The organism is Rhodococcus sp. IEGM 1351 (assembly GCF_030056875.1).
GTDB lineage: Bacteria > Actinomycetota > Actinomycetes > Mycobacteriales > Mycobacteriaceae > Rhodococcus_F > Rhodococcus_F opacus.
The window spans coordinates 78,557-97,995 of sequence record NZ_JASHKU010000003.1 but is presented as its reverse complement, the minus strand read 5'-3'; the positions used below and the strand labels follow the sequence as shown (position 1 = coordinate 97,995).

Genomic DNA, 19,439 nt, shown 5'->3' with positions numbered 1-19,439 from the left:
AGTCCCCGAACACCCTATCGGTCGCGTTCCACCGGATGTTGCAGCCACCGCGAACGGATTGCGGCCCCGGCGGCGGCACTCGCTAAGGTTCAGTCTCGTGACGACGCCTCCCGTGACCCGGCGATTCGGTCGACGGGCAACCCTGAAGCGGTCGTTCGGCCTGCTCAGCGACTTCCGGCACGAACAGACCGCACCCGACCTGTTCTACGGCGCCCTCGCCCGCGACTCCGTCGAACTGATCGGCGACCTGTACGGCGGTCTCACCGAATCGGATCTCACCGGGACGACGGTGCTGGACGTCGGCGGCGGCCCCGGTTACTTCGCGGACGTGTTCCAGCAGGCCGGCGCCCGGTACGTCCCGGTGGAGCCGGATCCCTCGGAGATGCATGCCGCGGGTCTCGCCGTGGGCGGCGCGGTGCGAGGGTCGGGGTTGGCGCTGCCGTTCCGGACGTCGTCGGTGGACATCTGCTTCTCCTCCAATGTCGCCGAGCACGTCAGCGAACCGTGGGCAATGGCGGACGAGATGGTCCGGGTGACGAAACCCGGCGGCCTGATCGTGCTGTCCTACACGTTGTGGTGGGGCCCGTTCGGCGGCCATGAGACCGGGCCGTGGCATGCACTCGGCGGTGAGTACGCCGCTCGCCGCTACCTGCGCAAGAACGGCCGCGAACCCAAGAACCGGTACGGCGTCTCCCTGTTCAAAGTGGGTGCGGCCGACGGGCTTCGGTGGGCCCGCCGCGCCCCGGACGCGGACTTCCTCGCGGCCTTCCCCCGCTACCACCCGCGCTGGGCGTGGTGGATGGTGCGAATCCCCGGACTGCGGGAGTTCCTGGTGAGCAACCTCGTTCTCGTGATGCGGAAGCACTGACCGTGGTCGCGCTGGCTCTCGACATCGGCGGCACCAAGATGGCCGCCGGGATCGTCGACGCGGACGGCACCGTGCCGCATCCGGCGACTACCCCGACGCCGGCGACCGGCGTCGCCGACGCGTGCGCCGCCCTGCTGCGGGAGGTCGCGGGAGCGGCGACGATCACGTCGGTCGGTATCGCGTGCGCGGGACCGGTCGACACGGTCGCCGGCACCGCGTCACCCATCAACATCGACGAGTGGTCGGGCGGCTTCGGCCTGGTCGGCTTGGTGCAGGAACTTTTTCCCGGCGTCCCCGCGAGGCTGGCGATGGACGGCGCCGCCGCCGCTCTCGGTGAGCATCACCACGGTGCCGGGCGCGGTGTCCCCGACCTACTGAGCCTGGTCGTATCCACCGGCATCGGCGGCGGAGTGGTCCTCGGCGGCCGCATCGCCACCGGCCGGACCGGCAACGCGGGACACATCGGTCACCTGGTGGTCCCCGGCGGAACCGAGCCGTGCACGTGCGGCGGGACCGGGTGCCTGGAGACGGTGGCGAGCGGACCGTCGTCCGTGCGCTGGGCCCGCTCCCGGGGATGGCGCGGGACGACGGGCGTCGAATTGGCGAGGGCGGCCGCGGACGGGGACGACGTCGCCGTGGCCGCCCTCGACCGCGCCGGGACCGCACTCGGGCAGGCCATCGCGTCCGCCGCAGCCCTCCTCGACGTCGAGCTCGCGGTGATCGGTGGCGGATTCGCGCAGGCAGGACCGCCGCTGTGGGACCCGATGCGCAGGGCCGCCGCCCGCCACGCCCGGTTGTCCTTCGTCGCGAATCTGCGGGTGGTCCCGGCGGAACTCGGCGCCTCCGGAACCCTCGTCGGGGCGGGAGTGCTGGCCGTCGACGAGGGCTGACGCAGCGGGATCTCCTCACCTGTTCCGAAATTCTGTAACGTGTTCTAGTGTTCAGGGTCACACCACGTTCAGGAGAGGAGGTGACCGTGAGCACGAGCACCGCCCGATCCGCCGACGACTCCGATCACTCGTCCGAAGTCGCCCGGCCCACTGACTCCCGTCGCGATCCGGAGGTACTGCGAGACGCGCTGCAACGCTGGCTCGCCGCCCAATTGCCCGCCGACGCCGCACCCGAGGTCACGCACGTCCACCTCCCCGACGCCAACGGCATGTCGAGCGAGACCATCCTGTTCGACGCCACCTGGTCCGGCGAGGTTCACCCACTGGTCGCGCGGGTCGCGCCGGCCGACACGACGATGCCTGTCTTCCCGGAGTACGACCTCGACGGGCAGTTCCAGGTGATGGCGCAGGTCCGGGAGCACTCCGCCGTCCCGGTCCCGGTCGTCTACTGGTCCGAATCCGATCCCGGTCCGCTGGGCGCCCCGTTCTTCGTCATGGCCCGCGTCTCGGGGCAGGTCCCGCCGGACGTGATGCCCTACAACTTCGGGTCGTGGGTGACGGAGGCGACCGAGGAGCAGCGCGCGCTGTTGCAGCACAGTGCGGTGAATGTGCTTGCGCTGCTGCACGACATCGACCGGCCGTGGGAGCGGTTCGCGTTCCTGCAACTGCCCGGCTCGGGTCCCACCGTCACCGAGGCGCTCGCCGCGCACATCCGGCAGCAACGCGACTACTACGAGTGGACGACGCTGTCCGGTCCCCGGTCCCCGCTGATCGAACGCGGCTTCGCGTGGATGGAGGAGAACCTCCCGGACGACCCCTCCCCCGCCGTCTTCTGCTGGGGCGACGCCCGCATCGGCAACATGATGTTCGAGGACTTCCGGCCCGTGGCCGTACTCGACTGGGAGATGGCCGCACTCGGACCCCGCGAACTCGACCTGGGCTGGATGACGTACCTGCACCGGTTCTTCGAGGACATCGCCGCGGCCGCCGGACTGGACGGGATGCCCGACTTCCTGCGACTCGACGACCTCGCCGCGCTGTACGAGGAATTGACGGGTCACACGCCCCGCGATCTCGAGTATTACACCGCCTACGCGGCACTGCGGCAGGCCACCATCATGCTGCGGATCCAGGAGCGCGCCATCCACTTCGGACAGGCCGTCGCTCCGGAGGATCCGGACGACATGATCATGCACCGCGCGTCGCTGGAGGCGATGCTCGACGGCACGTACTGGGAGAAGATCCGATGACCGCCGACTACGCGGGAAATCCGCTGTCCCCGATGGACGACTACCCCATCCATCAGGTGGCCGAACCCATCCGGCGCGTCGCCACGTCCGACCGCAACTTCTACGACCGCTACTACTTCAACTGCTACCCCTCGGCCGAGTCCGACCTCTTCCTCATCATCGGTCTCGGGCAGTACCCCAACCTCGGCGTGACGGACGCCTTCGCGGTGCTCCGCCGCGGCGACGACCACATCGTCGTCCGCGGGTCCGCGGCCCTGGGACACGACCGCTCCGACAGCACCGTCGGACCGTTCCGCGTCGAGGTCCTCGAGGGTCTGCAACGCTTGCGCGTCGTGCTCGAGCCCGGCGACTACGACCTCTCCTTCGACCTCACCTTCGACGGCGCGATCCCCGCGACGCTGGAGCCCCGCCACTTCCGCAGGCAACTCGAGCGCGTCACCTTCGATACGAGCCGATTCGTCCAGACCGGCACCTGGGCAGGCGAACTCACGATCGACGGGCAGAGCCGCCCCGTCACCCCCGACACCTGGCGCGGCAACCGCGACCGGTCGTGGGGGGTGCGCCCCGTCGGCGAGTCCGAGCCGCCCGGACGGCGCGCGGTCGACGGGATCCAGAACTTCTTCTGGATCTACTCGGTGATGCAGTTCGAGGACTACTCCGTCTCCGTCGTCCTGCAGGAGGACGAACTCGGCAGGCGCATCGTCGAGGAAGCCGTCCGCATCTGGCCGGACGCCGACCGCGAACCCGAATGGCTGGGCCGACCCGAACACGAGCTGAAGTTCGAACCGGGGACACGGGACGTCACGTCGGCGTCGCTGAGTTTCCACCGCCCGACCGGCGAGGTCGTCACCGTCACCTGCGACCTGCTGGTTCCCAATTACATCGGTATCGGCACGGGGTACGGCCTCGAAGCCGATTGGCGTCACGGCATGTGGCAGGGCGAACTCATGGTGCAGGGACTGCGCAAACGAGCGTCCGAGATCGAACCGGGACTCCGGATGTTCTGCCCCGTCGACAATCTCACCCGCTTCCGGCTAGAGGACGGCGGCGAGACCGTCGTCGGGACCGGGCTGTTCGAGGTCGCGGCGATCGGCCCACACGCACGGTACGGATTCGACAGTTTCACCGACACCGCCTCCTGACCGGGGGAACGACACGAGGAATGGACTCATGACCGACTACGACAAGCTCTACATCGGCGGCAAGTGGGTGGCCCCGGCCACCGATCAGGTGCTCGAAGTGTTCTCCCCGGCAACCGAGGAACGCGTCGGCAGCTGTCCCGTCGCGTCGCCGGCCGACATCGACGACGCCGTCGCCACTGCCCGGCGGGCATTCGACGAAGGTCCGTGGCCGCAGACCACTCCCGCCGAGCGCGGGGAGATCCTCGCGAAGGCGGCGAAACTCATCGAGGAACGCGGCGACACCCTCAACGCACTGATCTCGTCCGAGATGGGCCAGCCGCCGGCGATGGTCGGGATGATGCAGCAGACGCCGTCGCTCGCGACCCTGAACTTCTATGCCGGTCTCGCGAACGAGTTCGAGTGGGAGCAGACCCGCACCGGCGTGTTCGGACAGACGAAGGTGCTGCGGGAGCCGGTCGGCGTGGTGGCCGCGGTCCTCGCCTGGAACGTGCCACTGTTCCTCGCCGTCAACAAGCTGTCCCCCGCGCTGCTCGCCGGCTGCACCGTCCTGCTCAAGCCCGCACCCGAATCTCCGCTCTCCACACACCTTCTCGCCGAGATCTTCGCCGAGGCGGGTGTCCCCGAGGGTGTCATCTCCGTCCTGCCCGGCGGCGCCGAGACCGGCGAATACCTGGTGTTGCATCCCGGGATCGACAAGATCACGTTCACCGGCAGCAGTCCCGTCGGCCGCAAGATCGGCGCCATCGCCGCACAGAACCTCAAGCGCTGCTCCCTCGAGCTGGGCGGCAAGTCGGCGGCCATCATCCTCGAGGACGCCGACCTCGCATCCACGATGCCGATGCTGGTGATGTCCGGGCTCATGAACACCGGGCAGGCATGCGTCGCGCAGACCCGGATCCTCGCCCCGCGTTCCCGCTACGACGAGGTTCTGGACGCCCTCGTGGCGGGTGCCGGATTCATGACCGTCGGCGATCCGTCCGACCCGGCCGCGCAACTCGGTCCGCTGATCTCCGAGAAGCAACGCGACCGCGTCGAGGGCTACATCGCCAAGGGCAAGGAACAGGGCGCCCGCGTGGTACTCGGCGGCGGCCGTCCGGAAGGCCTCGACAAGGGCTGGTACGTGGAGCCGACCATCTTCGCGGACGTCGACAACTCGATGACGATCGCCCGCGAGGAGATCTTCGGACCCGTCCTGTCCGTGATTCCCTACGACTCCGAGGACGAGGCGATCAAGATCGCCAACGACTCCGACTACGGACTCGCCGGCTCGGTGTACACCACCGACATCGATCACGGTCTCGCCGTAGCGAAGCAGATCCGCACCGGCACCTACGCCATCAACTGGTACGCGTTCGACCCCGGCTCACCGTTCGGCGGCTACAAGGCCTCCGGCATCGGTCGCGAGAACGGACCGGAGGGGCTCGAAGCGTTCTGTGAGACCAAGTCCGTCCTCATGCCGCCCGGTTACAGCGGATAGGCGCTCCGCGCCCGTGCGCCTTTCTGGTTGCTGCAGCTACCAGAAAGGCGCACAGGCGTTAGCGTGATCGGGTGACCGCATCGACTCCGGACACCACCCACGACGCCGATGGTGAGAGTGCACTCACCGTCGTCCTCGCGTTCGGCGCGAACATTCTGATCGCACTGGCCAAGACCGTCGCCGCGGTGGTCACCGGCTCGGCGTCGATGGTGGCGGAGGCCGCCCACTCGTGGGCCGACTCGGGCAACGAGATCCTGCTCCTGATCGCCAATTCGCGGGCCAAGCGCACGCCGGACCGCATCCATCCGCTCGGGTACGGGCGCGAGGCCTACGTGTGGTCGATGTTCGCGGCGTTCGGGTTGTTCGCGCTGGGCGCGGGGGTGTCCGTCACGCACGGCATCCAGGAGCTCGTGCACGCCGAGCCAGCAACGAACTTCGCCGTCGCATACGTCGTGCTCGGTGTCTCGTTCGTGCTCGAGTCCATCTCCTTCCAGCAGGCGTACCGACAGTTGCGCGCCGAGGCCATCGCCATCGACCGCGACGTCCTGGCCCACGCACTCCGCACGTCCGACCCGACCACCCGGGCCGTGTTCGCGGAGGACGCCGCGGCGCTCATCGGTTTGGTCGTCGCGTTCGTGGGCGTTCTGCTGCACCAGATCACGGGATCGGCGATCCCCGACGCAATTGGCTCCATCCTGGTCGGGATCCTGCTCGGCGTCATCGCGCTGATTCTGATCGACCGCAACCGGCGATTCCTGATCGGCGAGGAGGCATCCCCCGCCCTGCGCCAGGCCGGCATCGAGGCGCTCGAGGCGCTGCCCGAGGTCGACCGGGTGACGTTTCTGCGCATGGAGTACCTGGGACCACGACAGGCGTACCTGGTGGCGAGCGTCGACCTGGTCGGTGACTACGCGGAGTCCCGTGTCGCCCATACCCTCCGTGACCTCGAGGCCCGGCTCGAACGGAACTCGCACGTCGTCCGCGCGATACTCACCCTGTCGACAGAGGACGAGCCGACGATCACCCTGTGAGATCGCCGGCTCGCCGCCGTTTCTGCGGTCTAGCTGCCGAACTGGACCCCGCCCAGCGGGCCGCCGACGAGGACGATCTGCGGCATCGTGGTCTGGGGGTTGGCGACGGTGCTCAGCGACAGGCATTCGCCGATGACCGCGTACGCGCCGTCCGGAAGCTCCGGTGTGGTGAACGTCTTGACCGCGTTGCCTGCGGCGTTCGCGACGACGCGCTCGATCGGGTTGGTGGCCCACGCGACGAATCCCGGTTCGAGGACGACGGTGGGATCGGCGAGGACGGCGGGCAGCTTGGTGGCGTCGAATGCCACTGCACCGCAGGACTGGGCGTCCAGCAGATTCAGGACGTTGGGGTTGGTGACGGTGATGTCGAGGGTGTTTCCGTCGACCGCGGTCACCACGGTGGGAGGCTGGACTTCCGTCGCTGCGGATGCGGTCGCCGGCATGGTGACGGCTACGGTGGCGGCGGCCGCGGCAGCGAGTGCGGCACCTCCGGCGAGTCGTTTCATGCCCCTACTGGTCCCTGTCTGCATCTGCAATCCTTTCGTCGGGTGCGAGCTTCGAGAATCGAGGCTTTACAAACCGAATGGTATGCGTTTACTGCAGAATCCTCCCCTGAAACGACGAATGTCACAGTGGTTCAGTCGGACTGAACCACTGTGACATTCGGTCACCGGGGGGACTAGCTCAGGCGCTGCTTCAGGGCCTCGAACTCATCACGGATGCCGGAGGGAACCTTCTCGCCGAGGAACTCGAACCATTCCTCGATGAGCGGCAGCTCCTGCTTCCACTCGTCGACGTCGACCTTCAGCGCCTCGTCGACGTCGGCGGCGTCGACGTCCAGGCCGCCGAGCTCCAGATCGGCTGCGGTCGGAACGAAACCGATCGGGGTGGACTCGGCGCCGGCCTTGTGCTCGATACGGTCGACGATCCACTTCAGCACGCGGGAGTTCTCGCCGAAACCGGGCCACAGGAAGCGGCCGTCGTCGCCCCGACGGAACCAGTTGACGTAGAAGATCTTCGGCAGCTTCTCGGAATCCGCGTGCTTGCCGAGGTTGATCCAGTGGTTCAGGTAGTCGCCGGCGTTGTAGCCGATGAACGGGATCATGGCCATCGGGTCGCGGCGGACGGTGCCCACGGCACCCTCGGCGGCAGCGGTCTGCTCGGACGACAGCGTCGCACCGAGGAACGTGCCGTGCTGCCAGTCGAAGGACTCGCTGACCAGCGGAACCGTGGTCTTACGGCGTCCACCGAACAGGATCGCGGAGATCGGCACACCCTGCGGGTCGTCCCACTCCGGCGCGAGGATCGGGCACTGCGACATCGGGGTGCAGTAGCGCGAGTTGGGGTGCGCGGCCTTCTCGCCCGACTCGGGCGTCCACTCGTTGCCCTTCCAGTCGGTGAGGTGCTGCGGGTCGCCCTCGAGCCCCTCCCACCAGACGTCGCCGTCGTCGGTCTGCGCGACGTTCGTGTACAGCGAGTTGCCGGCCTCGAGCGTCTTCATCGCATTCGGGTTCGACCCGTAGTTGGTGCCCGGCGCGACGCCGAAGAAGCCGTACTCCGGGTTGACGGCGTACAGGCGGCCGTCCTCACCGAAGCGCATCCACGCGATGTCGTCGCCGAGGGTCTCGGCGCGCCATCCGGGGATGGTCGGCTGGATCATCGCGAGGTTGGTCTTGCCGCAGGCACTCGGGAACGCGGCCGCGATGTAGTACGGCTTGTCCTCCGGGGAGATCAGCTTGAGGATCAGCATGTGCTCGGCCAGCCAGCCCTCGTCGTGGGCCATCGCCGACGCGATGCGCAGCGAGTAGCACTTCTTACCGAGCAGAGCGTTTCCGCCGTAGCCGGAACCGTAGCTCCAGATCTCGCGATCCTCGGGGAAGTGGGTGATGTACTTGGTGTCGTTGCACGGCCACGGGACGTCGGCCTGACCCTCTTCGAGAGGTGCGCCGACCGAGTGCAGCGCCTTCACGAACGGCTTGTCGGTGCCGAGCTTCTCCATCGCGGCGGAACCCATGCGCGTCATGATGCGCATGGACACGACGACGTACTCGGAGTCGGTGATCTCGACACCCAGCTTCGGGTCGTCCGCACCGAGGGGACCCATGCAGAACGGCACCACGTACATGGTGCGTCCGCGCATGCTGCCGCGGTAGAGGTCGGTCATGAGCGACCGCATCTCGGTCGGGTCCATCCAGTTGTTGGTGGGCCCGGCGTCGATCTCTTCACGCGAGCAGATGTAGGTGCGGGACTCGACGCGTGCGACGTCCGACGGGTCGGAGTTGCCGACGAACGAATTCGGCTTCTTCTCGTCGTTGAGTCGCGTGAACGTACCGGCCTCGACGAGCTGCTCGGTCAGTCGATCCCATTCTGCGTCCGAGCCGTCGGCGAAGACGACGCGATCGGGCTGAGTGAGTTCGGCAACCTCTCGAACCCAGGCGAGCAGCTCACTGTGCTCCGTGGGGGGCGTGCCGTCAGTTCCGTTCAGACCGGGAATGGTCGCTGAGGTCATCAAACTCTCCTGGGGTGAGCCGGAACCGGACCATCTGCCGTCCGCTGAGAGAACCTCGCAGCGAGTGCCAGACGGTCCGATTTCCCCTCTCGGCGGGGTCCAGCCAGGCCGTCCATGCCACATGGAAGACGCGGGCGCCGGGTGTCCTATCCCTAGAGGTTAACGCCGCGAGTCCCATCTCGGGGAATCGGGTGCGGTTGGAATGGTCACAGAAACGATTCAGTAGAGCTACCAGGGGCCTTTCCCGCGTCTGCAGTGCGGATTTCGGAGGTGTTCAGCCGTTACCGAGAGTCCCACCATCGGTCTGCTGCCAGTGCACGACGCCGTCGCCGTCGCGGCGAAACTCCCAAGACGCGTACTCGCCGTCCTCGTGGATCATCGTCAGATGGTCTGCGTCGCCGTCCGAGTCGAGGTCGGAGGCGATGACGACGGCGTCGCCCGCGTCGAAGGTCTGGGTGTCGAGGACGCCGTCTCCGTCGATGTCGTGGGTCGGATCGGTGAGCGCGACCGCCCCGGAATCGTGACCGAAAGTGTTCGGATCGACGTCCGGCACGTCCGGGACCAGAAAACTCTCAGTCGTCGCCACCGCGGTCTCCCTTCACATTTCGGACCAGTTTCCCGCACAAATCAAGACATATCAAGATAATTCAACACGATCCCACACGAAAGCGGGCGAACACCGGTCAGGTACCTATGTATTCAGACGTTCGATGCGGCGATTCGGTTCCCCCGACTGCCTGCGGACCTCCTGCAGCCCCCGGTCGACGGCCCCGAGGTCACGTTCACAGGACGACAGCTGCCCGTTGCGCCTCGCGGCGAGGCGACGCAGTTCACCCTCGATCTGCGCGACCCGCTCGTCGACGTCCCGGGCGCAGACCCGGCTGTCGGCGATGATCGCCTCACTCGCCTGAGCCTCGGCCGCGAGCAACCGAGCGAGGACGAACTGCTCCCACTGGGACCGCACGTGCACCAGCGCCTCGGTGGCCCACTGCCGCACGTGGGCACGCTCGGCGACGTGCCCGCGCGCCCGGGTCAGCCACCACGCCGCGACGGCTCCCAGCGCGAGGGTGAGCGGGATGGTCGCGATGTCCAGCGCGGGCACCATCGACAGCGGCGAGACCACCAGCCTGCCCAGACCGAGCCCGGCGGACGCACCGATCAGGATCGTCATCCGGTCTTCGAGTCCGCGGTGTCGCGGCTCGGGCCCGTCCGGCGCAACCGGCTCCGGCAGCGGAACGGCGGTGTCGGCCGCGGACACGGTGACGCCGACCCGCGACCGCAGGTCGTCGAGGCGCGCGGCGACCGCGGCATCGACCGCACCACTTCGCTCGCGCACCATTTCGGCCAGCCGGTCGGGGTAGCCCTCGAGCGTCCCGCGGCCGGCACGGTCGATCTCGGCGCGCGCGGTCGTTCCGGCCGCGCGAAACTGTGCGGCCACCTCGTGCATCAACTCGACCTTCGCGAGCTGGACCTGACCGCGGAGCTGCGCGACCCGTTCGGTGCGCCTGCCGTCCCGCAGCGTCATCGCGCGAACCCGCTCGGCGCGCAGTTCCGCGCCGGGCTCGGTCTCCCGCACGGACCGGGCAGTGGCCGCGATCATGCGCCGGGTCTGCTCGAGCACGGCCTCGGTGACGGAACGCGGGTCGGGGGCCTGGGCGCGGACGGCACGCAGGAGTGCCGCGAGCAGCGCCTCGGTCCCGGAGCCCCCCGCCGCCACCGGGTGGATCTCTGCGTCGGCGAACCGCGCCGCATGCCGGGCGAGGAGGGCCCGGTTGCGTTCGCTCACCCCTGCCCAGTTCCAGTGGACATCGGTCTTGGAGAGCGCGAAGACCACCGGACAGGCCGGTCGCGCGACGACGTCCAGAACGGACAGCTCCTCCCGTCCGAGTGGTGCCGCGGCGTCGAGCACCATCAGGACCACGCGGGCGTCGATCGGGTCCTCCACGAATGTGAGCGCGGACGCGTCGAGAGCGCGGAGCCCGCCCACGAGCGTGGTCTTCCCGGAGCGCCGCGGCCCCGCCACGAACACACCGCGCTGCGAGGCTTCACCGGACTTCAAGCGGGCGACGCCGTCGGGTTCCATCGCGTCACCACGTCGACGGTCTCGGCGGGCAGATCCGACAGCTGTTGCGTCGTCACGTTCCGGGGCTGCCGCTCAGCTGCTGCCAGACCCGAACGTAGTGACGCCGGACGTCGACGACCGCCCGGCGCCGGCGGGCCGTCGGTTGCCGGGCGAGTTGCGCCCGCCACCAGTCCGCGCACCGGGCGGCGTCCGCGGCGCTGGACGGCGACCCTGGCGCCTCCGCGACGCAATCGGCGAGATGAAGCCTGGCCGCGGCGGCCGCGAGCGCGGCAGCATGGTCGCCGGCGAGATACCGCTCCAGCACGTCGCGGGATGCCGGGCTGCGCGCCGCCTGCGACCGCAGTGTGTTCAGCAGGGTCTCGGCGCGGCGTGCCCGGGATCGTGTGACCCGATCGGCGACGGCGGCCGACACCGCGTCGATCCCGGACTCCGGTGCCGGCCCTTCGATCGCGAGCGTTCCGATGAGGGGCAGAGCCGGGAGGCCGCCTTCCTCCGAGCACTCGGCGGCACGCGCGGTCGCCGTCGCCCAGGCGTCGGCTGCCGCGCGCGACGCGCCCAACGTGTCCGACTTGTTGAGGACGAACAGAGCCTGCGCCGGATCCAGCGTCCGCGCGGCGTCCCGGTCGGCGTCGCGCACCGACTCGACGAGGACGTAGACCACGACGTCGCCATCCAGCGTGGGGTCGGGCGCGCCGGGCACGTCGACGGCGTCCGCTTCCTCCACGACGGCGTCGGCGATCCCGTTCGCGGTCAGCGCCGAGGCCACGGTCGACCTGCCCACACCCGCTCGACCCGCGGTCTGGACCCGGATCGGCGCCCGAAACGCGGCCACGGCGCCGCGCACACGGTCGCCGGCAACCCCGTCCAGTGCCGCCACTCGTTCGGCGAGATCCGCCAGTTCCCCGCCCCCGGCATCTGCAGTGCCCATGACGCAGTCACCCCCCTTCGTCCCGCGCCGATTCTGTCAGACTCGCCCCGAATCGGCGTGGGCAACCGTGCAGGCTGGGCACCGGATTATCGAAAAAGTCTCAAGGTGAACTTCAGACCCGTATGCCGGAAACGCCCCTCATGCGTGACAATGGTCCGGTGAACCACGCTGATCAGGATGCACCCGCCGTCCCCGAGGAGGGGCAGACGAAGGACTCGAAGGGGTCTCGTCTCCACCCGAGGGTGACCAGTTTCCGCTCGCGCAGGGGCGCTCTGACCGCTGCGCAGCAGGAGTCATGGGACCGGCAATGGCCCGAGATCGGCGCGGACGTCTCGGACAATCGCCTGGATGCGCCGTCGTGGTTCGGCCGCGACGCCCCTCTGATCCTCGAGATCGGCTCGGGCACCGGTACCGCCACCGCGGCGATGGCGAAGGCCGAACCCCACGTGAACCTCATCGCCGTCGAGGTCTACCGGCCCGGCCTCGCACAGTTGCTTCAACAGATCGAACGGGACGAGATCCCGAACATCCGGGTCCTGCGCGGCGACGCCATGGATGTCCTGGAGAACATGATCGAGCCGGAATCGCTCACCGGAGTCCGTGTCTTCTTCCCGGACCCGTGGCCGAAGGCCCGCCATCACAAGCGGCGCCTGCTGCAGTCCCCCACTTTCGCCCTGATCGCGAGCCGGCTGAAGGCCGGTGGTGTGTTGCATGTCGCAACAGATCACGCCGAGTACGCCGAGGTCATCGCCGAGGCAGGCAACGCGGAACCCCTCCTGACCTCCCTCGACTGGGAATCGCCGATGACGCACGAGCGTCCGGTGACGAAGTTCGAGGACAAGGCCCACCAGGTCGGCAGTGCGATCACCGAGTTGATTTGGGGGAAGATCAGGTCATGAGCGTCAGCGAGCAGTACTCCGACATAGCCGGCGCGGTCCCGGCAGGCACCGCCGTGTCGTCAGGATCTCCCGTGGCAGGTGCACGTGACGGACGCCACCAGAAGCGGGTCCTCCTCGTCTGGGACGCCCCGAACCTCGACATGGGCCTCGGCGCCATCCTCGGCGGCCGGCCCACGGCTGCCTACCGGCCACGATTCGACGCGCTCGGCCGCTGGCTGCTCTCCCGGACCGCGGAACTGTCCGCGTCCGGCACCGACACACTCGAACCCGAGGCGACGGTCTTCACCAACATCGCGGCTGGCAGCGCCGATGTCGTGAGACCGTGGGTCGAAGCCTTGCGTAATGTGGGCTTCGCGGTGTTCGCCAAGCCGAAGATCGATGAGGACAGCGACGTCGATTCCGACATGCTCGACCACATCGCGCTTCGTCACGGCGAGGGGCTGGCCGGTGTCATGGTCGCCTCCGCCGACGGTCAAGCGTTTCGCGAACCGTTGGAGGACATCGCCGCGACCGGCATTCCGGTCCAGATACTCGGGTTCCGCGAGCACGCCAGCTGGGCGGTCGCGTCCGACCTTCTGGACTTCGTCGATCTCGAGGACATCCCCGGCGTGTTCCGGGAGCCACTCCCTCGGGTCAGCCTCGACACACTGCCCGACGAGGGTGCCTGGTTGCAGCCGTTCCGACCGCTTTCCGCCCTGCTCGTCGGGCGGAAGAGTGCTGCCGAGTAGGAGTTGATCAGTGTTCGCGAGCTGGGGAAGCGTCGTCTACCGGGCCCGATTCACCGTCATCGGCATCATGGTTGCCTTGTTGCTCGGTTCGGCCGCGTACGGCCTGGGCCTCGAGAAGCATCTCAGCCAGAGCGGCTGGGACGATCCGGGCTCGGAGTCGGTCGCCGCGGCCAAGCTGGCTGACGGCACCTTCGGTCGCGACACCAACAGCGACGTCGTGGCGCTCTATACGGCGCCCGAGGGCAAGACGATCGAAGACCCCGAGTTCCAGGCGAAGGTCGTCGAAAACCTCGAACGGCTGGCCGCGGAACACCCGGACAAGATCCTCAAGATCAACGGCGGTTACTTCAAGGTCGGCAGCGCACCGCAGCTGGCGTCCGCCGCGGACGCCGACAAGCAGCACGCGATCGAGAGCATCGCGATCGTCGGCGACAACGACACCGAGGTCACGGCCAATTTCCGCGACGTCAAGGACGAGTTCTACATCGACGGCGTCGACGTGCAACTCGCCGGACTCCAGCCCGTGTCGGGTGCGCTCAACGACACGATGGCCAAAGACATCAGGCGAATGGAGATCCTCGCGATCCCGGCCGTCGGCATTCTGCTGTTCTTCGTGTTCGGTGGTGTCGTCGCGGCGGCGCTGCCGCTGATCATCGGCGGCCTGACCGTGGTCGGGGCCAACGGCGTCGTCCGGTTGATCACCAACTTCACCGAGGTCAACTCGTTCGTCGCGCCCGTGGTCTCCCTCGTGGGGTTGGGTCTGGCCATCGACTACGGGTTGTTCATCGTCAGCCGGTTCCGAGAAGAGATGGCGGAGGGGTACGACACCCGCTCCGCCGTCCGCCGCACGGTGATGACCTCGGGCCGCACCGTGGTCTTCTCGGCGACGATGATCGTCGCCAGCCTCGGCGGTCTGCTGCTGTTCCCGCAGGGCTTCCTGAAGTCCGTCGCCTACGGCGCCATCGCGACTGTCGGCCTGGCGGCGCTGACGTCGATCACGATCCTGCCCGCGATCCTCGGCATCCTCGGCAAGCGCATCGACGCCCTCAGCCTCGACCGTTTCCGTCAGACCAAGAACACCGAGGAGATCGAGGCGAGCATCTGGGGCCGGCTCACCCGCTGGGTGATGCGTAACCCGCTCAAGGTCACCATCCCGATCGTCGTCGGTCTGCTCCTACTGATCGTGCCGCTGACGGGCATCAAGTTCGGTGGCATCAACGAGACCTACCTTCCCCCGGACAGCTCGACCCGCGCCGCGCAGGAACAGTTCGACGAGATCTTCCCGAATCTGCGCACCGAACCGGTCAAGCTCGTCGTGTCCGACGCCGACAACAAGGCGCTCGGCCAGATCATCAAGGAAGCCAGTGGCGCGCCGGGGCTGATCGAGCGATTCACCCCGGAGGGCGCGGCCAAGGACGGTGTGGTCGTCCTCAAGGCAGGCCTCGTCGACCGCAACGAGTCGAAGCCGACCATCGACTATCTGCGCGCCATGGACAGTCCGGACGGCGTGCAGGTACTGGTGGGCGGCACCCCGGCGATCGAGCAGGACAGTATCGCCGCGCTGCTCGACCACCTGCCCACGATGGTGATCTCCGTCCTCGTCCTGACGACGCTGCTGATGTTCCTGACGTTCGGCTCGCTGGTGCTGCCGATCAAGGCGGCGTTGATGAGCGCGCTGGGCCTCGGGTCCACGCTCGGCATCCTGACGTGGATCTTCATCGACGGTCACGGCTCGGAGTGGTTGAACTTCACCCCCGGCCCGATCATGTCGCCGGTGCTGGTGCTGATCATCGCGATCGTCTACGGCCTGTCCACCGACTACGAAGTGTTCCTGCTCTCGCGCATGGTCGAGGCGCGGGCGCAGGGGGCCAGTACGACGGAGTCGATCCGCATCGGCACGGCGCACACGGGCCGCATCATCACCGCGGCCGCGCTCATCCTCATCGTCGTCACGGGCGCGTTCGGGTTCTCGGAACTGGTGATGATGAAGTACATCTCCTACGGCATGATCGCCGCGCTGATCATCGACGCGACCCTCATCCGTATGTTCCTCGTGCCGGCCACGATGAAGCTCCTCGGCGACGACTGCTGGTGGGCGCCGGCGTGGATGAAGCGGATCCAGGAGAAGACGGGTCTCGGTGAGCCCATCCTCGACAACGAGCTGATGCCCACCGACGTCCCGGAGCTCACCCCGATCGGTGCCGTCCCGCCGCAGCGCAAGCTCGCGGCGCCGCCCGCACCCCGGAAACCGGAACCGCTCACCGAGCCGATCCCGTTGGTCACCGCACGGGCGCTGGCCGCGAAGATGTCCGAGGACGACGCGAAGGCGCGCCGGGCGCAGAACGAGGCTCGCCGGTCGGCGACCGGCCGTCCCGCTCGGGCACCGGAGGAGATCGAGGACACGCCGACCGCGGAACCGCAGACCACTGTGCTGCCGCAGCCTGCTCCGCCGCGTCCGGCCCCGACGCAGTCGCGTCCCACACCGCAGTCGCGGCCCGCACCGCAGTCGCGTCCTGCTCCGCGGCCCCGTCCGGCGGCCCCCGCCCCGGGTCCGGCCACCGAGTCGCGTCCGATCGAGAGTTGGCTCGCGGACCTCCGGTCCACGTCGGCCGCCGAACCGCGGCCGATCTCCTCACCCGCCGAACCGCGACCCAGTGCGTCGGCGCCGTCACTGCCGACCCGCTCGCCGCGCTCGGTGCCCGCACCGTACGAGCAGGAGACCCCCCAGTCGTCTCCTGCCCGCCCGGTGCCGCCGATTCCGTCGAGGCGCCGTGCCGCCGAGCCTTCGGAACCCGTGAACGGCAGCAGGCGCAGCAACGGCTCGCCCGCGAACGGAACCCCACCCAACGGCGCCCCGACCAACGGCTCGCGTCGCCGCAGCGTCGAGGAACCGCCCGTCGATCCGGACGACGCCTCGAGCGGCAGGCACCGCGCGGACGACGGCAACGCCGTCAGCGTCAGCGAGCTCATCGCTCGGCAGAACCGGCGCTGACGGAGCCGTTCGGCGTTCCCCGTCCGGCCTCCCGCTCCGCGAACTCACGCGCGTAGCGGGTGCCGGCGAGGAGTAACAGCAGACCGACCACGAGGAACGCGAGGACGCGGAACAGGCCGTCGAGGGTGGCCAGGTCGAACAGGAACAGTTTGGCCAGCGCTGCGGCGGTCAGTCCGAGCCCGACGCCGAGCGCGGTGTGCGCGTAGTCGCGGCGGGCCAGTCCGAACACCAGCGCCGCCGTTGCCGCCGCCATCCACGCGATGGTCGCAGCGCAGTGTCCGGCGATGAATCCTGCGGACGTCCCGGTGAGCGCCGTTCCCGCGGACACCGTCGCGGTGGTGACGGCGTACAGGATCACCAGCCCGGCGAGCACCCACCACGGCTGGGCGGTGTTGTCGCTCAGCAGCTTCAGCGTGTGCGCGTACCAGACGAACAGGAACACGGTTCCCGCCAGCACCAGCGAGGACAGCACCGTGGTCACCCCGAGCGAGTCGAGCGCGCTGTACTCGTCGACGAGAACGAACGGCGGCGCGGTGATCACGAAGGCGAACCCGCCGACGACGGTGAACACTGCGCCGACGGCATACGCGATCCGCGACCCCGCCTGCCCGCCGATGGTGAGGAACAGTGCCGCCACCCCGAGCAGGACGAGCGGCGCGAGGTCTTCGCTCGAACCGATGAGGCAGGCCTCGAGCAGAGCGAGGGTACCCACGCCCGCGAGCGCGATCCGTGCGTGTCCCGGCAACGACCGCGCCGACGCGAACGCGGCAAACATCGCGGCGGCCAATGCCAGCGCGATCAGCGTGGACCCGAGCCGGTCGAAGAGGTGGCCGATCACCAGCGTCGGGACGGCCGTCGTGACGATCATCGCGGTCGCAGTGACGTCACGGGAGTTACTGCGCAACAGGATGATCGACGAGACGAGCCCGAACAGGGCGACCAGGGCGGCGGACGCGAGCAGCCAGAACCTCTCCGGTCGGTCGGACAGTCCGGAACTCGCGATCGCGATCAGCAGCGCGATCACCACCGGGCACGTCCGTGCAATCGCCAGGTACAGCCAGTCGCGACCGAGTTGCGCGGGGAAGCTGGCGACCTGGATGACGAACAGGAACCCGATGAGGGTGAGCGTGATGCCGTCGGTGAGGACGGGTGCGAGCACGGCGGCGCCGGTCACCACGAGCAGCGCGAGGGGTTGCGAACCCCACCTGACCGCCAGTGCGACACCGGCTCCCGCGATCCCGAGTGCCACGACCATGGCGAGCACCGGCAGCAACCAGTGATAGACGACCGCCACGGCCACGACGTCGAGGTAGGCGCCGGCAATACCCGTCGCCGCGAGCGCGATCCCGCCGACCCGGCCGCCGGGCCGTCCGAAGACGCGGGTACCGGTGTAGACGAGACCGGCCGAGAACAACCCGCCCGCCACGACGCGCAGTTCCGGACCGAAGAAACCGGCCTGCGCCGCCAGCACGAGCAGCATCACGACACCGATCAGGGTGACGGCGACACCCGCGACGGCCAGCACGCGGCTGATCACCCCGTCGCGCTGCCACCAGGGTTCGCGAGCCACCCGGGGCGGTGGCGCCGGAGCGGGACGGTACGGGACGGCCGGTGCGGGCGGCGGGGGCGGCTGGGCGACCGGGGGTCGGTACATCGGCTGCGACGCCGGCTGGGGTTGCGGCTGGGGTTGGGGTTGGGGTTGCGGCTGGGGTTGGGGTTGCGGCTGGGGCCGCGGGACGCTCGCGAGCTGCGCCTGCAGGACGGCGAGGTTCTCACCCACGTGACGCATCTGCTGCCCGAGCGCCGAGAAGTCACCGGAGAGCTGCGCGACCAGCCGGGGGTCGATCGAAGGAGTACCAGGTGTGGACATGGGTCAATCGTCCTGCGGCGACGGCACCCACACATGAGTAGGCCTACTCGAGAGACCTGCGTCGTGCTACCCGAACATTCGGCGAATCGAGGTGCCGAAAGGGTGTTTGGCCGTCACGTTCCCGAACCTCACCTTGCCTCGCACGACGACGTGCAGCGGGCCGATGGGCGGGCCGGTCCGCACCTTGTTGGTCGCGGAACCACCGACCGTTTCCACGCCGTTGAGGTCGACCGTCGCCTCTTCCGGCACGATCAGCGAGATCGTGCTCGCATAGTCGTCGATCGTCACGTGCACCACCTGCGTGGTCATGACGGCCCGCGTGAAGTCGAGCGTCACCGTCGACAGCCGGGTGTTCACCTCGAGGGCGGGGGGAACGTTCCACGAGCCGGTGCGGCTGACCGACGACATCCGGCCCCGGATGACCTCGCCCGGCGGTGGCGCGGGCGACCGGTGCGCGACCGGCGGAACCGGCGGAACCGGCGGCGCCGGTCGAGACACATACGGCTGGTCGGGGTACGGCGGCGGCGTGAAGTCGGAGATCAGCTGGATTCCCGGCAGATCCACCAGCACGACGTTCAGCTCTGCCCGCGTCTTCGCGGCGAGTGCCGTGTCCATCCGTTCGGTGAACTCACCGAGCGAGAGCATCCCCTGGCCCACCGCCCGCTGCAACAATTCGCCGACGTGTTCGCGCTCCGCATCCGATACGCGTAGGTCCCGTGCCTCCATACCGACCAGGCTAGCGCCCGTGAGTACTTGTTAACCGCCCGCGGTT

Annotated in this window: 16 protein-coding genes; 9 read left to right on the top strand and 7 right to left on the bottom strand. The window is 68.7% G+C overall.

Annotated features, from left to right (window positions below; translation table 11 throughout):
- The first annotated feature begins 112 nt into the window (after window positions 1-112).
- From QM806_RS06415 to QM806_RS06390, 6 genes are all read left to right on the top strand, one after another.
- Window positions 113-868, top strand: coding sequence for a class I SAM-dependent methyltransferase (locus tag QM806_RS06415; RefSeq protein ID WP_005566981.1), 756 nt, complete (start codon window positions 113-115; stop codon window positions 866-868).
- Window positions 869-870: 2 nt separating this feature from the next.
- Window positions 871-1,758 (top strand): ROK family protein, encoded by an 888-nt coding sequence (locus tag QM806_RS06410; RefSeq protein ID WP_169692810.1) that lies wholly within the window; start codon window positions 871-873, stop codon window positions 1,756-1,758.
- Window positions 1,759-1,838: 80 nt separating this feature from the next.
- The gene (locus QM806_RS06405) at window positions 1,839-3,008 is read left to right on the top strand and encodes a phosphotransferase family protein (protein ID WP_054248605.1); all 1,170 of its coding nucleotides are present in this window, start codon (window positions 1,839-1,841) and stop codon (window positions 3,006-3,008) included.
- Complete coding sequence (locus QM806_RS06400) at window positions 3,005-4,150, top strand: Rv3169 family protein (RefSeq protein ID WP_054248604.1); 1,146 nt, start codon at window positions 3,005-3,007, stop codon at window positions 4,148-4,150. Before QM806_RS06405 ends, QM806_RS06400 begins: the two co-directional genes overlap by 4 nt.
- Window positions 4,151-4,178: 28 nt before the next feature.
- A complete protein-coding gene (locus QM806_RS06395; RefSeq protein WP_283290782.1) occupies window positions 4,179-5,627 on the top strand; it encodes an aldehyde dehydrogenase in 1,449 nt (482 codons plus the stop codon).
- Between the two features lie 71 nt (window positions 5,628-5,698).
- On the top strand, window positions 5,699-6,658 hold the full coding sequence (locus QM806_RS06390) for a cation diffusion facilitator family transporter (protein ID WP_283290780.1): 960 nt from the start codon (window positions 5,699-5,701) through the stop codon (window positions 6,656-6,658).
- A 29-nt stretch (window positions 6,659-6,687) separates the two neighbouring features.
- On the opposite strand, the gene QM806_RS06385 is transcribed toward QM806_RS06390, so the two are convergent.
- The 5 genes from QM806_RS06385 to QM806_RS06365 form a co-directional block, all read right to left on the bottom strand.
- A complete protein-coding gene (locus QM806_RS06385; protein WP_037204339.1) occupies window positions 6,688-7,188 on the bottom strand; it encodes a hypothetical protein in 501 nt (166 codons plus the stop codon).
- Between the two features lie 149 nt (window positions 7,189-7,337).
- Window positions 7,338-9,167: a phosphoenolpyruvate carboxykinase (GTP) gene (locus tag QM806_RS06380; protein WP_005573539.1), complete on the bottom strand. Its 1,830-nt coding sequence runs from the start codon at window positions 9,165-9,167 to the stop codon at window positions 7,338-7,340.
- Between the two features lie 274 nt (window positions 9,168-9,441).
- Window positions 9,442-9,753, bottom strand: a complete 312-nt coding sequence (locus QM806_RS06375; protein WP_005258577.1) for a DUF6802 family protein — start codon at window positions 9,751-9,753, stop codon at window positions 9,442-9,444.
- A gap of 105 nt (window positions 9,754-9,858) precedes the next feature.
- Window positions 9,859-11,250 carry a GTPase Era family protein gene (locus QM806_RS06370; RefSeq protein WP_283290777.1) on the bottom strand — a complete coding sequence of 464 codons (1,392 nt, stop codon included), beginning with the start codon at window positions 11,248-11,250 and terminating at the stop codon, window positions 9,859-9,861.
- 52 nt (window positions 11,251-11,302) lie between these two features.
- Complete coding sequence (locus QM806_RS06365; protein ID WP_064080714.1) at window positions 11,303-12,178, bottom strand: hypothetical protein; 876 nt, start codon at window positions 12,176-12,178, stop codon at window positions 11,303-11,305.
- 122 nt (window positions 12,179-12,300) lie between these two features.
- Here QM806_RS06365 and trmB point away from each other — a divergent pair, with 122 nt between their 5' ends.
- From trmB to QM806_RS06350, 3 genes are read left to right on the top strand one after another with little or no spacing between them, the layout of a single operon-like run.
- On the top strand, window positions 12,301-13,077 hold the full coding sequence (gene trmB, locus QM806_RS06360; protein WP_283290775.1) for a tRNA (guanosine(46)-N7)-methyltransferase TrmB: 777 nt from the start codon (window positions 12,301-12,303) through the stop codon (window positions 13,075-13,077).
- Window positions 13,074-13,805, top strand: a complete 732-nt coding sequence (locus QM806_RS06355; protein WP_005258582.1) for an NYN domain-containing protein — start codon at window positions 13,074-13,076, stop codon at window positions 13,803-13,805. The genes trmB and QM806_RS06355 overlap by 4 nt, the downstream gene beginning before the upstream one ends.
- A 10-nt stretch (window positions 13,806-13,815) precedes the next feature.
- Window positions 13,816-16,797 carry an MMPL family transporter gene (locus QM806_RS06350; RefSeq protein ID WP_005574339.1) on the top strand — a complete coding sequence of 994 codons (2,982 nt, stop codon included), beginning with the start codon at window positions 13,816-13,818 and terminating at the stop codon, window positions 16,795-16,797.
- Here the strand turns inward: QM806_RS06350 and QM806_RS06345 are convergent.
- The gene (locus QM806_RS06345; RefSeq protein ID WP_283290771.1) at window positions 16,772-18,667 is read right to left on the bottom strand and encodes a DUF2339 domain-containing protein; all 1,896 of its coding nucleotides are present in this window, start codon (window positions 18,665-18,667) and stop codon (window positions 16,772-16,774) included. The genes QM806_RS06350 and QM806_RS06345 overlap by 26 nt on opposite strands.
- Window positions 18,668-18,733: 66 nt before the next feature.
- A complete protein-coding gene (locus tag QM806_RS06340; protein ID WP_120659615.1) occupies window positions 18,734-19,393 on the bottom strand; it encodes a DUF1707 SHOCT-like domain-containing protein in 660 nt (219 codons plus the stop codon).
- Between the last annotated feature and the right edge of the window lie 46 nt (window positions 19,394-19,439).

What these genes read in the sequence shown, in the direction of transcription:
- QM806_RS06395 (WP_283290782.1), top strand. Translation starts at nt 4,179, where the DNA reads ATGACCGACTACGACAAGCTCTACATCGGCGGCAAGTGGGTGGCCCCG.
- QM806_RS06340 (WP_120659615.1), bottom strand. Translation starts at nt 19,393, where the DNA reads ATGGAGGCACGGGACCTACGCGTATCGGATGCGGAGCGCGAACACGTC.
- QM806_RS06365 (WP_064080714.1), bottom strand. Translation starts at nt 12,178, where the DNA reads ATGGGCACTGCAGATGCCGGGGGCGGGGAACTGGCGGATCTCGCCGAA.
- QM806_RS06355 (WP_005258582.1), top strand. Translation starts at nt 13,074, where the DNA reads ATGAGCGTCAGCGAGCAGTACTCCGACATAGCCGGCGCGGTCCCGGCA.
- QM806_RS06385 (WP_037204339.1), bottom strand. Translation starts at nt 7,188, where the DNA reads ATGCAGACAGGGACCAGTAGGGGCATGAAACGACTCGCCGGAGGTGCC.
- QM806_RS06400 (WP_054248604.1), top strand. Translation starts at nt 3,005, where the DNA reads ATGACCGCCGACTACGCGGGAAATCCGCTGTCCCCGATGGACGACTAC.
- QM806_RS06345 (WP_283290771.1), bottom strand. Translation starts at nt 18,667, where the DNA reads ATGTCCACACCTGGTACTCCTTCGATCGACCCCCGGCTGGTCGCGCAG.
- QM806_RS06370 (WP_283290777.1), bottom strand. Translation starts at nt 11,250, where the DNA reads ATGGAACCCGACGGCGTCGCCCGCTTGAAGTCCGGTGAAGCCTCGCAG.
- QM806_RS06380 (WP_005573539.1), bottom strand. Translation starts at nt 9,167, where the DNA reads ATGACCTCAGCGACCATTCCCGGTCTGAACGGAACTGACGGCACGCCC.
- trmB (WP_283290775.1), top strand. Translation starts at nt 12,301, where the DNA reads ATGCCGGAAACGCCCCTCATGCGTGACAATGGTCCGGTGAACCACGCT.